The 13,279-nt window shown below is 68.8% G+C and carries 14 protein-coding genes; 8 read left to right on the top strand and 6 right to left on the bottom strand.

Going from position 1 to position 13,279, the window contains the following annotated elements; translation table 11 throughout:
* Positions 1 to 211: 211 nt before the first annotated feature.
* Genes ACWDSI_RS19945 through ACWDSI_RS19935 form a run of 3 tightly spaced genes read left to right on the top strand, consistent with a single transcriptional unit; the run spans position 212 to position 3,030 of the window.
* Entirely contained in the window at positions 212 to 874 is a 663-nt protein-coding gene (locus ACWDSI_RS19945; RefSeq protein WP_449747779.1) for a TetR/AcrR family transcriptional regulator, read from the top strand.
* Positions 875 to 890: 16 nt separating this feature from the next.
* Positions 891 to 1,967 carry an ABC transporter permease gene (locus ACWDSI_RS19940; RefSeq protein WP_449757610.1) on the top strand — a complete coding sequence of 359 codons (1,077 nt, stop codon included), beginning with the start codon at positions 891 to 893 and terminating at the stop codon, positions 1,965 to 1,967.
* A 19-nt stretch (positions 1,968 to 1,986) separates the two neighbouring features.
* Entirely contained in the window at positions 1,987 to 3,030 is a 1,044-nt protein-coding gene (locus tag ACWDSI_RS19935) for a nitronate monooxygenase (RefSeq protein WP_449757611.1), read from the top strand.
* Here ACWDSI_RS19935 and ACWDSI_RS19930 read toward each other — a convergent pair.
* Together ACWDSI_RS19930 and ACWDSI_RS19925 are read right to left on the bottom strand one after the other, a co-directional pair.
* Positions 3,021 to 4,331 carry a competence/damage-inducible protein A gene (locus tag ACWDSI_RS19930; protein ID WP_449757609.1) on the bottom strand — a complete coding sequence of 437 codons (1,311 nt, stop codon included), beginning with the start codon at positions 4,329 to 4,331 and terminating at the stop codon, positions 3,021 to 3,023. The genes ACWDSI_RS19935 and ACWDSI_RS19930 overlap by 10 nt on opposite strands.
* A 70-nt stretch (positions 4,332 to 4,401) precedes the next feature.
* A complete protein-coding gene (locus ACWDSI_RS19925) occupies positions 4,402 to 5,337 on the bottom strand; it encodes an SDR family oxidoreductase (RefSeq protein WP_449757608.1) in 936 nt (311 codons plus the stop codon).
* Between the two features lie 197 nt (positions 5,338 to 5,534).
* Between ACWDSI_RS19925 and idi the strand changes: the two genes are divergently transcribed.
* The 3 genes from idi to crtI are packed head-to-tail and all read left to right on the top strand — an operon-like array spanning position 5,535 to position 8,586.
* Positions 5,535 to 6,092, top strand: a complete 558-nt coding sequence (gene idi, locus ACWDSI_RS19920) for an isopentenyl-diphosphate Delta-isomerase (RefSeq protein ID WP_449757607.1) — start codon at positions 5,535 to 5,537, stop codon at positions 6,090 to 6,092.
* On the top strand, positions 6,089 to 7,006 hold the full coding sequence (locus ACWDSI_RS19915; protein ID WP_449757606.1) for a phytoene/squalene synthase family protein: 918 nt from the start codon (positions 6,089 to 6,091) through the stop codon (positions 7,004 to 7,006). The genes idi and ACWDSI_RS19915 overlap by 4 nt, the downstream gene beginning before the upstream one ends.
* Entirely contained in the window at positions 7,003 to 8,586 is a 1,584-nt protein-coding gene (crtI, locus tag ACWDSI_RS19910; protein WP_449757605.1) for a phytoene desaturase family protein, read from the top strand. Before ACWDSI_RS19915 ends, crtI begins: the two co-directional genes overlap by 4 nt.
* On the opposite strand, the gene ACWDSI_RS19905 is transcribed toward crtI, so the two are convergent.
* Genes ACWDSI_RS19905 through ACWDSI_RS19895 form a run of 3 tightly spaced genes read right to left on the bottom strand, consistent with a single transcriptional unit; the run spans position 8,531 to position 12,028 of the window.
* Positions 8,531 to 10,057 (bottom strand): phytoene desaturase family protein, encoded by a 1,527-nt coding sequence (locus ACWDSI_RS19905; protein WP_449747772.1) that lies wholly within the window; start codon positions 10,055 to 10,057, stop codon positions 8,531 to 8,533. The two genes, crtI and ACWDSI_RS19905, sit on opposite strands and share 56 nt — an antisense overlap.
* The gene (locus tag ACWDSI_RS19900; RefSeq protein WP_449757604.1) at positions 10,054 to 11,199 is read right to left on the bottom strand and encodes a glycosyltransferase; all 1,146 of its coding nucleotides are present in this window, start codon (positions 11,197 to 11,199) and stop codon (positions 10,054 to 10,056) included. Before ACWDSI_RS19900 ends, ACWDSI_RS19905 begins: the two co-directional genes overlap by 4 nt.
* On the bottom strand, positions 11,186 to 12,028 hold the full coding sequence (locus ACWDSI_RS19895; RefSeq protein WP_449747770.1) for a carotenoid biosynthesis protein: 843 nt from the start codon (positions 12,026 to 12,028) through the stop codon (positions 11,186 to 11,188). The genes ACWDSI_RS19900 and ACWDSI_RS19895 overlap by 14 nt, the downstream gene beginning before the upstream one ends.
* 81 nt (positions 12,029 to 12,109) lie before the next feature.
* On the opposite strand from ACWDSI_RS19895, the gene ACWDSI_RS19890 reads away from it, so the two are divergent.
* Complete coding sequence (locus ACWDSI_RS19890) at positions 12,110 to 12,493, top strand: lycopene cyclase domain-containing protein (protein WP_449757603.1); 384 nt, start codon at positions 12,110 to 12,112, stop codon at positions 12,491 to 12,493.
* A complete protein-coding gene (locus ACWDSI_RS19885) occupies positions 12,490 to 12,849 on the top strand; it encodes a lycopene cyclase domain-containing protein (protein ID WP_449757602.1) in 360 nt (119 codons plus the stop codon). Before ACWDSI_RS19890 ends, ACWDSI_RS19885 begins: the two co-directional genes overlap by 4 nt.
* Before the next feature lie 26 nt (positions 12,850 to 12,875).
* On the opposite strand, the gene ACWDSI_RS19880 is transcribed toward ACWDSI_RS19885, so the two are convergent.
* On the bottom strand, positions 12,876 to 13,208 hold the full coding sequence (locus tag ACWDSI_RS19880) for a hypothetical protein (protein ID WP_449757601.1): 333 nt from the start codon (positions 13,206 to 13,208) through the stop codon (positions 12,876 to 12,878).
* Between the last annotated feature and the right edge of the window lie 71 nt (positions 13,209 to 13,279).

The following is a 13,279-nucleotide window of genomic DNA, read 5'->3' as shown; positions in this document are numbered from 1 at the left end:
ACTCGGATTCCGCACCCCCACCGAAGCCTTCACCGAACTGCTAACCTCCCAACACCAGCCATAGGTGTTGCGTCGACTGGCTGAATCCGCCACGGGGATCTGGGCACGCTCGACTGACTCCGCGGTCAGTTTTGGAGCCCCCGTGAACCCGCTACCCTCAGAAAAATGAGCACACTCATTTATTTGTGCGGGCCGATGGCGGGTGCACCGTATGCACGGGTCTGACACCGTCGGTGGTTCCGCCCCGGCCGAGAGCCGTCGAGCGCAGAACATGCGCGACAAGCACGACCGGATCTTCCGCGCTGCTGCGGAACTCTTCGCCGAGCGGGGGTACGACGGCGTGTCCACCGGTGCGGTGTCCGAACGCGCCGAGGTGGCCGCGGGCACCGTGTTCCGGTACGCGTCGTCGAAGAGCGAACTGCTGCTCATGGTGCTCAACGAGGGTCTGCGAACCTCCCTCGACGAGGGTGCCGTGCGCGCGCAGCTGGAGGTCGACACCGCCGAGGCGGTCATGCTGATGGTGCAACCCATGCTCGCCTTCGCCGCCGCGCAACCCGAGAACGGACAGATCTATCAGCGTGAACTGCTCTACGGCAGTTCCACCGACCGCTATCGGGCAGAAGGCCTCGCGCTGGTCTCACAGTTGCAGCAGCGGATAGCCGACCGGCTGGTCGACGACGCAGTGCGACGGCACCTGCCGGCCGAGCACGACCGGGCCATGCTGACCGCCAATCTCGTCTTCGCCGCCACCGCGCTGGCCATTGCCCGACGCTCCACCGGCGCACATCCCCGCCGCGATCCCTACGCCGACGTCCGCGCCCAGGTGCACATCGCCGTCGCCGGCTACTTCTCCGCTTCGTCCACCGACCGTTAGGAAACCCTCCATCGTGATGACGACCACCGCCGAACCGCTCTCGTTCGGCAACAAATACCGCAGACTCCTGCTGGCCGTCGTGTTGCTCGGCGGCCTCACCCAACTGGCGCTGGGCAGCTTCTATCTGGGTGTCGGGCACTCCCCGTCGCCGCGGCACATGCCGATCGGCATCGTCGGCCCGCAGGCGCAATCCGAAAAGCTCAGCACCACACTGGAATCCGACGGAAAGTTCGACGTCTCATCCTATCCGTCGATGGATGCGCTCACCGATGCCATCAAGGACCGCACGGTATCCGGTGGCCTGCACGTCACCGAGCAGGGCGTGGTGGCGGTAACGGCCGGGGCGGGCGGAACCCTCCCGGCAGGTACCCTCCGTGCCGTCGCCTCCCAGATCAACGTCGACAACGGTCTCCCGCAGACCCTTCCCGTCGACGTGGTGAAACTCTCCGACGACGACATCAACGGATCCTCGATCGGCTATATCCTGCAGGTGATCTCGCTGGGCGGCAGCATCGCGTCGCTGGGACTCGGCCGCCTGATGCCACGGGTGCCGCAGTCCATGCGGCGAGGCTTCGGGCACGTGGCCGCGCTGATCGGCTACGCCGCGGTGTCGGCGGCCATCGTGCTGTTGTTCTCGTGGTTCTTCGGTGTGGGCAGCTCGGCCGACAACTGGCGGCTGTTCGGCACCTACACCCTGATCTCACTGGCCATCACCGGTTCGACAGCGGGGTTCGTGACCCTGTTCGGTCCCATCGGGTCGCTTGCCGGCGGCTTCTACTTCCTCGTCGGCGCCACCCTGTCGGGGTCGTCCATCCCCTGGGATTACCTCCCCGGCTTCTGGGCGGGCCTGGGCAAGTGGCTGCCCACCGGCGGCGGTGCGCAGCTGATCCGCAACTCGCTGTACTTCCCGTCGGCGGGCAACACCACGGCCTTCGTGTGTCTGGGACTGTTCGCGGGCCTCGGCGTGGTGATCGTGCTCGTGTGGAACATGCTCGGCAACAAGGGTTCTCGTACATCTGCGCTCGATGTCGACATCATGTACCCCATCACGCACGAGCACCATCAGCACCTCGACGACGTGACCCGCAACTAGAGTGTGAGGCGTGGAATCGATGGTCGATCTGAACGTCCTGCCGGTACCGGTCATCGCCGCGCCGATGGCGGGCGGCCCGAGCACCCCGGAACTGGTGACCGCCGCCGCGCGCGCCGGTGGGCTGGGCTTTCTCGCCGGCGGGTACAAGTCGGTCGACGGCCTCGCCACCGAGATCGGCCGGGTGCGTGACGCCGGCGTCACCGGCTTCGGGGTGAATCTCTTCGTGCCGGGTGCTCCGGTGCGGGATCGGGCCGCGGTGCAACGCTATCGCGACGCACTCGTACCGGTGGCCGCCGAGTACGGAACCTCGGTCGGCGAGATCGTCGACGCCGATGACGACGCCTACCAAGGCAAGATCGAGCTGATGATCCGCGGTCGTATCCCGTTGGTGTCGTTCACCTTCGGATTACCCACCGCGTCTGAGGTCGAGCGGCTGCACGGCGTGGGAAGCACGGTGGTCGCCACGATCGCCGATACTCTCGGGGCACTCCGGGCCGCCTCGGTCGGCGTCGATGCGCTCTGCGTGCAAGGCACCGAGGCCGGTGGCCATCGGGCCACCCTCGACGTCGACGCCGTGCCCAACACCACCTCGACTCCCGACCTGGTGCGTGCGGTGGCGTCGCTGGTCGACCTGCCGCTGGTGGCGGCGGGCGGGATCGCGACCGGAGCCGACGTCGACGCGGCCTTCGCCGCCGGTGCCATGGCTGTGCAGGTCGGCACCGTTTTGCTCGACAGCATCGAAGCGGGCACCAAACCCACGCACCGTGCCGCACTGCGGGATTCGCGATTTCGCGAGACCATCGTCACCCGCGCGTTCTCCGGTCGACCCGCACGTGCCCTGCGCAACCGCTTCACCGACACGTTCGGGCCGGTGGCCCCCGCCGAGTACCCGCAGATCCACCACCTGACCACGCCCATCCGCGCGGCTGCCGCCGCCGCGGACGACCCGGACAACCTGAACCTGTGGGCCGGAACGAATGTCGCCGGACTGCCGCGCGGCTCGGCAACCGACATCATCGCCGCGCTGTGGTCGCAGGCCACCGTTGCGGCGGCTCAGCGCTGAACTGCGGCCACGTCGCGCAGCGCGTCGGCCACGAGGTGCATCGCAACCGTCGTCGCCCGATCACGCACCGCGGCACGGTCTCCGGGCAGACGCAGCGTTCGGGTGAGGGTGGGCCGCCCGGCCAGTGCCACCCCGAACCACACCGTGCCGACCGGTTTGTCCGGCGTGCCACCGTCGGGACCGGCGACGCCGGTGGTGGAAATGGCGGTGTCGGCGCCCAACCGAGCCAGCGCACCCTCGGCCATCGCGGCGGCGACGGGTTCGCTCACCGCTCCGTGGCGGGCAATCAGCGAGGCATCCACGTCGAGCACCCCGCTCTTGACGTCGTTGGAGTAGGACACCACCCCGCCCATCACGTAGCTCGACGATCCGGGCCGGTCGGTGAGCCGCGCGGCCACCAGTCCGCCGGTGCACGATTCGGCCGTCGCGATCCGGCGGCCGGTCAGCAACGCGGCGAGCTGATCGTCGATCGTCGAGCCGTCGGTGGAGAACACCTGCCGCGAATGTGCCGCAACGAGGAAGTCGGTGAGCGCGGCGTAGCCGGCGGCGGCGGACACCGGGAATCGGGTGACCATCTCGATCTCGCCGCGTCGTAGGCAGGTGGTGATCTCCAGGGCGTCGAAGTCGCCGACCTCGCGTTGCGCCGCGCGCAGCGACTCGGCCAGGTCGGCCTCGGGCAGTCCGAACATCCGGATCGTCTGCTGGCGCATCTCGTCCCGACCCGCCAGCGCCGCGGTGACCGGTGCGGTGCCCAGCGCCGCCGGCCACATCCGCTGTAGTTCCGGCGGCGGACCGGGCAGGATCAGCACCGCGGGCAGGGTGTGGACGCCACGCGGATCGGGGCCGGCCGGGATGGCCACCCCGGGAGCGGTACCTGTTGGCGGAATCGATTGCGCCCCTTCGGGAACCAACGCCTGTTTGCGGATTCCGGCGCGGGTCGCCGCCGAGAGTGCCTCGTCGGTTCCGCGGTGCTGCCATCGTCGGATGATCTCGGCGATGTGCCGTTCGAGGGCGTCATCGACCTGTAGGTCGCGGCCGGTGAACGCGGCCACGGTGGCCACCGTGAGATCGTCGGCGGTGGGCCCGAGACCGCCGGTGGTGACGATCAACGAGACATTCTCGGACGTGAGGAATCGGAGCTGCGCGGTGAGATCCTCGGGGCGGTCGCCGCACACGGTGATATGTGCGACGTCGACCCCCATCTCCAGCAGTTGCTGCGCCACCCACGGCCCGTTGCGGTCGGCGATCCGCCCGGAGAGAACCTCGGTCCCGGTCACCACGATGCCCGCGCGCACAGTCACGACGTCGAGCGTAGGCCGCTCGGCGCAGCCGTGTTGCCGCAACCTCGTCGAGCACGACCTTCGGCGCACGTCACGACGTTGCCGGACCCAGGCGACCGTCGGTGCGATGGCGATCGATGACCGCATCGGCGCGTGCGTCGGCATCGTCGAGCAACCGACCTACCCCACCACTGGTCCGCCGGACCACCCACCGCGAGGCGATCAGTGGCTTCAGCCACCCCGCCAACGCTATCCATTCGGGCACATGGACTCGTCGGCTGCGGTTGGCCATGCCACGCACGAATGCGTCGGCGCAGTCGGCGGCGGTGATCTCGGCGCGCATCGGCCCCGGAAGTGTCGCGATCAGGTCGGCGAAGGTGGGGAACTCCGACTTGGCCTCCCGGACCATCGGGGTGTCCACCCACAGCGGATGCGCGGAACCGACATCGACACCCATGGGACCCACCTCGGCGGCGAGCACGCTGGCCAGGTTCTCCACCGCGGCCTTGCCCGCCGAGTACGGTCCCATCCCGGCGGCCGGCGCATACGCCGCGGTCGACGACACGATCAGCACGTACCCGCGCCGTTCGATGACCGGCTCGATCGAGGCGCGGATGGTGTTGAACACCCCGATCACGTTGACGTCGATGACCCGGGCGAACACCTCGGGATCGAGATGTCGGAGGCTGCCGAACCAGCCGATGCCCGCGTTCGCCAGCACCAGGTCGATGCCGCCGAATCGGGTCACACCCGCCTGCACCGCCAGCCGGACCTCCTCGAAGGAGGTCACATCCGCGGTCGCGGCCACCACCGAGTCGGTGCCGATCGATTCCACCAGCGAATTCAGGCCGGCATCGTCGAGGTCGAGCAGGACGAGTCGGACGTCCGCCGCGGCCAGCTTCAGCGCGGTGGCCCGGCCGATGCCGCTGGCGGCGCCGGTGATGAGCGCCACCTTGCCGTTCAGTGCGGACAGATCCGGCCGGTGCCGAAGTCCGAATTTCTGGAGCAGAAAGTTGCGGTCTGCCATCGTGTCTCCCAACCGCCGAGGCGTGTGACCTGCGCTTGGGCATCGAGGCTACCGCGTGTCGATGCCATGACGGCATCCTGCGATCGACCGATTGCGTCGGACGAAAATCACCCCCATCCGAGTTGGCGCCGGCACCGAAGACCTGATGTATTTCGGGGGGAGTCTCTGCGCCGGCCGGACCAAGGAGCACGCACGCTATGGACCACGACCTGGTGGTGCTCGTCGACGACGAGGGAAACCCGATCGGATCCGCCGACCGGCAAACGGTGCACGGCCCCGACACACCGCTGCACCTGGCCTTCTCCTGCCATCTCGTCGACGACGACGGCAGACTCCTGATGACGCGACGCGCGCTGAGCAAGAAGACGTGGCCGGGGGTGTGGACCAACTCGTTCTGTGGTCATCCGCGGCCGGGTGAATCGGTGCGCGACGCGATCAAGCGGTATTCGCAGCGCGAGTTGGGCCTCGACGTCGAGAATCTGCGGCCGATCCTGCCGGACTTCCGCTACCGGGCCGTCGACGCCGGTGGCGTGGTGGAGAACGAGGTGTGCCCCGTCTTCGTCGCCCGCCCCACAGGGCCCGTCGACCCCAATCCCGACGAGGTGGCCGAGTACGTGTGGGCGCCGGTGGCCGATGTGTGGGTGACCGCCCGGCGCGCACCGTGGACGCTCAGCCCGTGGTTCGTCGAGCAGGTGCGCGATCTCGGTGCCACCGACGACCCCTATCGCCTCGCCGTCACCGGAGACGTCGGATGAGCGGGCGGGGGAGATCGGTGGACCACGCCCCGCCGCACGAGCGGTACGACGAGGTGGCCGAGGCAAGCGCGGCGCTGGTCATCCGTTCCTACTCCTCGTCGTTCGGACTGGCGTCGAAGCTGCTCGGCGACACCGTGCGTAGCGACGTCCGCAACATCTATGCGCTGGTGCGGGTCGCGGATGAGATCGTCGACGCCCCCCGGCCCGACCAGGACGCGGCACAGCGACGGATCGCGCTCGACGAACTCGAGCAGGAGACGCGGGCCGCCCTCGACCGCGGGTCGAGCAGCAACCTGGTGGTGCACGCGTTCACCCGCACCGCACTGCGCACCGGAATCGGGCCCGAACTGACCGCCCCGTTCTTCGCATCCATGCGCACCGACATCGACCGCACTGTGCACGACGACGAGAGCCTGGCCACCTACATCTACGGATCGGCGGAGGTGGTGGGGCTGATGTGTCTGCGTGCGTTCCTCGTCGCCGAACCCGACGCAGACCGCCGGTACGACGAACTCGCCGACGGCGCCCGTCACCTCGGTGCGGCCTTCCAGAAGGTCAACTTTCTGCGCGACTTCGGCACGGACAGTGGGGATCTGGGTCGCCGCTACCTGACCGGCCTCGACCCGCAACACCCCACCGAGGCGGCGTGGGTCCGATGGCTCGACGACATCGACGCCGACCTGGCTGCCGCGGCACAGATCATCCCCCGGCTGCCGGTGAGCAGCCGGGTGGCGGTGTGCACGGCCCACGATCTGTTCGCCGAACTCTCCGCGCGCCTACGCGCCACCCCTGCCGTGCTCGCCGCGCACCATCGGGTGCGGGTGCCGAACACGGTGAAGTTTCGCCTCGCCGCCGCCGCGGCGATGCGGCGTGGACAGCCACGTACCCGACGGTCGGAAGGAACTCCCGCGTGACACGCAATCGCAAGACGGTCGTGGTGATCGGCGGCGGGGTGGCCGGACTGGCCACCGCGGCACTGCTGGCCGCCGACGGACATTCGGTGGATCTGGTGGAGCGCCGAACGGACCTCGGTGGCCGCGCCGGCCTGTGGGAGCGTGACGGGTTCCGCTTCGACACCGGCCCGTCATGGTGGCTGATGCCACAGGTCTTCGACCACTTCTTCGAGATGCTCGGCACCTCGACCGACAAGCAGGTCGACCTGGTGCGCCTCGACCCTGGCTACCGGGTGTTCTTCGAGGGTGAATCCGAAAGTCTCGACGTGCGTGGCGATCTCGCTCTCAACCGGCGGCTGTTCGAGACCGTGGAGCCCGGCAGCGGTGCGGTTCTCGACGACTACCTCGATTCGGCACACGAGGCCTACGACATCGCCGTGGACCGCTTTCTCTACACCAACTTCGACACACCGTCGGCGTTCCTCAGCGCCGAGGTGCTGCGGCACGCGAAGACACTCGCCGTCCTCCTCGGTACGAGCCTGGACTCCTACATCTCGTCACGCTTCACCGACCGCAGACTGCGGCAGATCCTCGGCTACCCGGCGGTGTTCCTCGGCTCGTCGCCCGAGCGTGCACCGGCGATGTATCACCTGATGAGCTGGCTCGATCTCGAAGACGGTGTCCGTTATCCCACAGGGGGTTTCACCACCCTGATAGCGGCGATCGCGCGGCTTGCGCAGGAGCACGGGGTGCGGGTGCACACCTCCACCGAGGCCGTCGAGATCCTCACCCGGCCCACCGGCCGCCGGGTCGGGCGCCGGCGTAACGAGGTGACCGGCGTCCGTGTGCGCCCCGCCGACGACGCCGATCGTATCCTCGACGCCGACGTGGTGATCGGTGCCGCCGACCTGCACCATGTGGAGACCCGCATGCTTGCGCCGAGCCTGCAGACCTATCCGCAACGATGGTGGGACAAACGCACCTCCGGACCCGGCGCGGTGCTGCTCTACCTCGGGGTCCGTGGTGCGTTACCCGAACTCGAGCATCACTCGCTGTTCTTCACCGCCGACTGGAAGAGCAACTTCGACGCGATCTTCGAGACCCCTTCGGCCGTACCCGATCCGGCGTCGCTGTACGTCTGCAAGCCGTCGGCGACCGACGACACGGTGGCACCGGATGGGCACGAGAATCTGTTCATGCTCGTGCCGGTGCCCGCCGATCCCGGCCTCGGACACGGCGGTGTGGACGGAGCCGGCGACCCGGTCATCGAGCGGACCGCCGACCGTGCGATCGAACTGGTGGCCAAGTGGGCCGACATCCCCGACCTCGCCGAGCGGATCACGGTGCGTCGCACCGTGGGGCCGGCCGACTTCGTCACCGATCTGAACTCGTGGTCGGGTGGCGCGCTCGGACCGGCACACACCTTGTGGCAGAGCGCGTTTCTGCGTGCCAACAATCGGTCGGCCAAGGTGGATGGCCTCTACTACGCGGGTGGCGCCACCCGGCCGGGCATCGGGCTGCCGATGTGCCTGATCAGCGCGGAGCTCATCGCGAAACGTCTGCGTGGGGACCACTCCCCGGGCCCGACGCCTCCCCGATGAGCCTTGCCACGATCCTCGCCGACAGCATCACCAGCGGCAGCCCACCGCCGGGATGCGACGAACCGCCCACCAGATAGAGGCCGGGGACCCCAGATGCGTTGGCGGGCCGTAGAAACGCCGCGCGGGCGCCGTTCGACGACGATCCGTAGATCGAACCCCCGGGGGTGAGGGTACGCCGCGCCAGTTCGGCGGGTGTCAGCACGATGCGGTGACGTATCCGGTCGCGGATGTCCACGCCGCGCTCGGCCATGATCCGCAGTATCCGGTCGGCGTACTCGTCGGCCAATCCCGGTGCATCCCAGTCGGTTCCGTGCTCGGGGTCGTGGCGGGGTGCGTTCACCAGGATGAACCACGCGCCGGTGCCGGGTTGGGGTACCACGGCCGGATCGTCGGCGGCGGCGATGTACACCGTCGGGTCGGCAACCGGGCGCGCCGTGCCGCGCTGGCCGAACACCGCGTCGAACTCGGCGTCGTAGTCGTGCGGGAACAGCACGGTGTGGTGCGGGTGATCGGCGGGCGCATTGTCGATGGCCGCGAGGATCACGAATCCCGACAGCGATGGCGTCGCTCGTCGCATGCGGCGAGCGGCCCGCCGGGCGGCGCGGGTGTCGATCAGATCGCCGTATACCTGCGCGGCATCGGCGTTGGCCACCACCAGATCGGCGTGCCGGCGCGTGCCGTCGGACGTGACGACCCCGGTGATCCGGCCGTTTCGGGTGCTCAACCGGACCACCCGCTCACCGGTGTGCACCGTGCCGCCGAGTTCGACGAACCGGTCACGCAGTGCGCCGGCGATACGTCCCAGCCCACCGGGGATGTACCACGATCCCCAGCGCTGTTCGGCCCACGGGACCGAGGCGAGTGCGGCCGGTGCGCGACGCGGATCGGAGCCGGTGTAGGTGGCGTAGCGGTCGAGGAGCATCACCAGTCGCGGGTCGTCGAAGTAGCTGCGGCCCAGGCCGCGTAGCGTGCGCCACGGCGCCACCGTCGTGAGGTCGGACACCCGCCGCGAACCGGATACCATGTCGCGCAGGCTGATCGGCGATTCGAGGAACGGACCGTGCGTGGCGTCCCAGATCGCCGAGGCGCGTTCGAGGAATCGCGACCACTGCGCCCCCCGACCGGGGCCCAGCGCGGAGTCCAGTGCCGCGGGGATCTGGGTGAGGTCGCCTGGCATGTCCAGACCCGACCCGTCCGGGAACCGGTAGCGGGTGGCGGTCGGAAGCCGTTGCAGCGTCAGGTAGTCCGACAACGGCGCACCGGTGTCGTCGAACAGCTCGGCCAGAATGTGGGGCAGGGTGACCAGTGACGGTCCCGTGTCGAAGACGAAGCCGTCGTGTTCGATCACGCCGAGCTTGCCGCCGACCTCGTCGGCCTGTTCGAGCACGGTCACCGTATGACCCTGCGCGCGCAGCCGTAGGGCGGCGGCCAGGCCGCCGACTCCGGCTCCCACCACGATGATCTCGCTCATCGGTGCACCGCCACGGCACGACCCTTCCACCGCAGTGCCCCGCGTCGGCGTGCGATCACCGAGTCGGCGGTAAGAGCGGCCAGCGTCACCACCGACGCGGGATGGGCCAACGAGTCCGGCCATACCCGACCACCGGTTCGGCGGGCACTCACCGCACGCGAGGCCACTCCGGCGGCATATCCGAGCAGACCGACACGCGATCCGGTGAGCGCGGCCAGCGGCGGCACCACATAGGCCAGCGTCAGCATCGACATCACCGCGGCCGCACCGGTGGGGGAGCCGAACGCCGACCACAGCGACTTGCGGTATCCGGCATGGACTTCCGACCATCCCTGATACATCCGGCACGACGCGACGGTGCTGCCGTCGGCCACCGAACCGAACCCGCCGGCCGCCTTCACCGCACGGAGCAGCGCGATGTCCTCGAGCACCTCGCCGCGCACCGCCTCGTGTCCACCGGCCCGCAGGTAGGCGCCGGAATCGACCGCGAGAAGCTGGCCGTTGGCCGCCGACAGGCTTCCGCGCGAGGACCTCTCGGCGGCCCGCAGCGGCAACGTACTCATCCACGACCACTGCAGCAGCGGCTGCACCAGCCGTTCGGCAGGTCCGCGCACGATCTGCCGTGGGAAAGTAGACACGAGCGACAGGTCGAGTTGGCGCATCAGCGCCACGGTGGCGGCCAGTGCATGCGGTTGTACCCGCACGTCGGCGTCGACGAAGACGAGGACGCCCGGGCGCTCGGCGCCGGCCAGCACATGCAGCGCCAGTTGCGCACACGCCCAGGGCTTTCCGAGCCAGCCGTCCGGGGTGGGGGCGCCGTCGAGGATCTCGATGCGCGGCTCCGACGCCGCGACGGCTTCCAGCGCGGCCCGGGTGCCGTCGGCGGATTCGTCGTCGAGCACCACGATCGTGACGGGTCCGGGCCAGTGGTCGGCCGCGGCGACGATCGCCGACAGGCATGGCGCCGCATTGGCGATCTCGTCGCGCATGGGCACCAGGACGGCCAGCGATTCGACGTCGGGGACGGCGGCGGGGTCGGGCACCCGGATGTGCCGGGCGTTGTCGACGGTGAGCGCCAGCGATGCCAGCGCCATCAGCGATCCCGCGCAGACCGCAGCGCGTCCCACGTCATGACCGTGCACTGCGCACCTCACGGAACCGCGCGGCACGCGCCTCACGGATCACTGAGACGGCCAGTGGGACCGCCACCACGCCCATCACCACCGCGCCGACCACCGCGACCGGGGGCCGGCCGAAGAAGGCCGCGTGAGCGAAGACCGACGAGAAGTACGTCCACAGATATGCCGTCACCGGAACCGCTTCTGTGCGCAGCGTTGCCGTGGGGGAGCGGTCGGGGACCGCCCTGTCGAGCACGGCGACCATCAGCAACGACACCAGAAACCAGCCCGCGAAGTTGGTGAGCGGGATGCCATCGACCCCGGGTAGCGACGGACGTGTCGAATTCCACTGCCAGTAGCCGAGATCCACCATCTGCGGATCGAGGAACACATCCCACGCGGTGAGCGCCCAGGCGCCGACGACCGCCACCGCCACGCGTCCGTACCGGCCGACGAGGCGTCGAGCCACCACCAGCGCAGGCCAGCTCATCATGACCCAGGCCAGCGGAACCAGCACCGGAACCCCGGCCACCTGCACACCGAGGGTGCCCGTGTAGTCGTAACTGCCGAACGGGTATCCGGTGCGCACCCCGATCGCCTCCGCGCACAACCCCCCGATTCCGGCGACGACGGCCAGCACCGCCATCGCGCGGACCCCGCCGGTGGCCGTCGCATCGATGAGAACCGCTCCGGCCAGCAGCAGCACGCTCGCCGCGGTCATCGCCAGGGTGCCGCCGGCGGTGAACGGAAACGCCATCTGCAACAGGATGTTCGCGCACAGCAGCACCCACGCGAGAGTGCGCAGCACGCGGGGGGTGCGTGCGCCCGAGGCCGAGACGGGATCGTCGGTCATGTCTCGTCCGCCGACGGTGTTCATCTCTCGCCTCCCGCGCAGGCCACCGCGGGGCGCGTGTTTTCGGGTACAAATGGCGACATGCGGGAGTTCACGTACATCGCCATGCTGGTCTTCGTGCTCGTGATGACGTTGCCACTCGAGTTGGTCCTGCGGACACGGGTGTACGCGAAGCCGGTGCGACTGCTCCTCACGATCGGTTGCGTGGCAATCCCATTCGTGCTGTGGGATATCGCGGCGACACATGCGGGCCACTGGCGGTTCGACCTCAGCCAGACATTGGGCATCGTGCTCCCCGGCGGTCTGCCATTGGAGGAGTGGGGATTTTTCATCGTGGTGCCCATCGCGTCGGTGCTCACTCTCGAGGCGGTGCGAAGCGTGAAGCGATGGACGGTGGGCGACGAGTCCGCGTGGGCCAGGCCGGATGCCGGGAGCGCGAAAAGTGAAGAGGAGGAACAGAAATGACGCACACCGTGGCCTCGTTGCTCGGCATCGGCGTGACCGTCGTCCTCGATCTGTGGGCGCTGCGAACCCGACTGCTCACCCGCAAGGCGTACTGGACGGCCTATGCGATCGTGTTGTTCTTCCAGCTGCTGACCAACGAATGGCTCACCTCGCGTGGTGTCTTCATCTACGGGTCCGACGCGATCCTCGGGTGGCGCATCGGTCACGCACCCATCGAGGATTTCCTCTTCGGCTTCAGCGTGGTCACCCAGTCGATGATGTGGTGGGTGTGGTGGGGCCGCCGGGGAGTCGAACCCGAACCCGGCCCGGGCCCGATCCCCGCGGTCGCACGCCGATTGCCCGAGACGAGCGACTGAGCGGAGACGCACGACCGTCGATGAGCTCACGACTGGCGCCAGACGCAGCGATCGATCAGTCCCGCCAGCGCGTACCGGGTGGTCGCATCGACATCCAGTTCGTCGACCGTCGCCAATGCCTGTGCGGCAAGGATTTCGATGCGCTGCTCCACGGCCGCCACGGCACCGGTGCCGCAGAACACGTCGCGCACCGCGCGCAGATCGGTTTCGGTGATCCCCGGATTGCCCAGCGAGTCGGCCAGCAGGCGTCGTTCGACATCGGTGGCGCGTTGCTCGGCGAGCGCGACGAGCAATGTCCGCTTGCCCTCGCGGACGTCGTCGATCACCGGTTTACCGGCTCTTCCTGATTCAGAGTGCATCGAGGCGTTCTGCGAGTTGGCCAGAGTGGATCAGTGACCGCAAGATGTAGTGGCTGAGGTTGCGGAATCCG

This window comes from Gordonia sp. NPDC003429, from assembly GCF_053588575.1.
This window is presented reverse-complemented; position numbering and strand designations above follow the sequence as displayed.

Excerpts from the sequence above, each read along its gene's own strand:
- ACWDSI_RS19945 (WP_449747779.1), top strand. The coding sequence starts at position 212 with ATGCACGGGTCTGACACCGTCGGTGGTTCCGCCCCGGCCGAGAGCCGT.
- ACWDSI_RS19940 (WP_449757610.1), top strand. The coding sequence starts at position 891 with ATGACGACCACCGCCGAACCGCTCTCGTTCGGCAACAAATACCGCAGA.
- ACWDSI_RS19935 (WP_449757611.1), top strand. The coding sequence starts at position 1,987 with ATGGTCGATCTGAACGTCCTGCCGGTACCGGTCATCGCCGCGCCGATG.
- ACWDSI_RS19925 (WP_449757608.1), bottom strand. The coding sequence starts at position 5,337 with ATGGCAGACCGCAACTTTCTGCTCCAGAAATTCGGACTTCGGCACCGG.
- idi (WP_449757607.1), top strand. The coding sequence starts at position 5,535 with ATGGACCACGACCTGGTGGTGCTCGTCGACGACGAGGGAAACCCGATC.
- ACWDSI_RS19915 (WP_449757606.1), top strand. The coding sequence starts at position 6,089 with ATGAGCGGGCGGGGGAGATCGGTGGACCACGCCCCGCCGCACGAGCGG.
- ACWDSI_RS19905 (WP_449747772.1), bottom strand. The coding sequence starts at position 10,057 with ATGAGCGAGATCATCGTGGTGGGAGCCGGAGTCGGCGGCCTGGCCGCC.
- ACWDSI_RS19895 (WP_449747770.1), bottom strand. The coding sequence starts at position 12,028 with ATGACCGACGATCCCGTCTCGGCCTCGGGCGCACGCACCCCCCGCGTG.
- ACWDSI_RS19890 (WP_449757603.1), top strand. The coding sequence starts at position 12,110 with ATGCGGGAGTTCACGTACATCGCCATGCTGGTCTTCGTGCTCGTGATG.
- ACWDSI_RS19885 (WP_449757602.1), top strand. The coding sequence starts at position 12,490 with ATGACGCACACCGTGGCCTCGTTGCTCGGCATCGGCGTGACCGTCGTC.
- ACWDSI_RS19880 (WP_449757601.1), bottom strand. The coding sequence starts at position 13,208 with ATGCACTCTGAATCAGGAAGAGCCGGTAAACCGGTGATCGACGACGTC.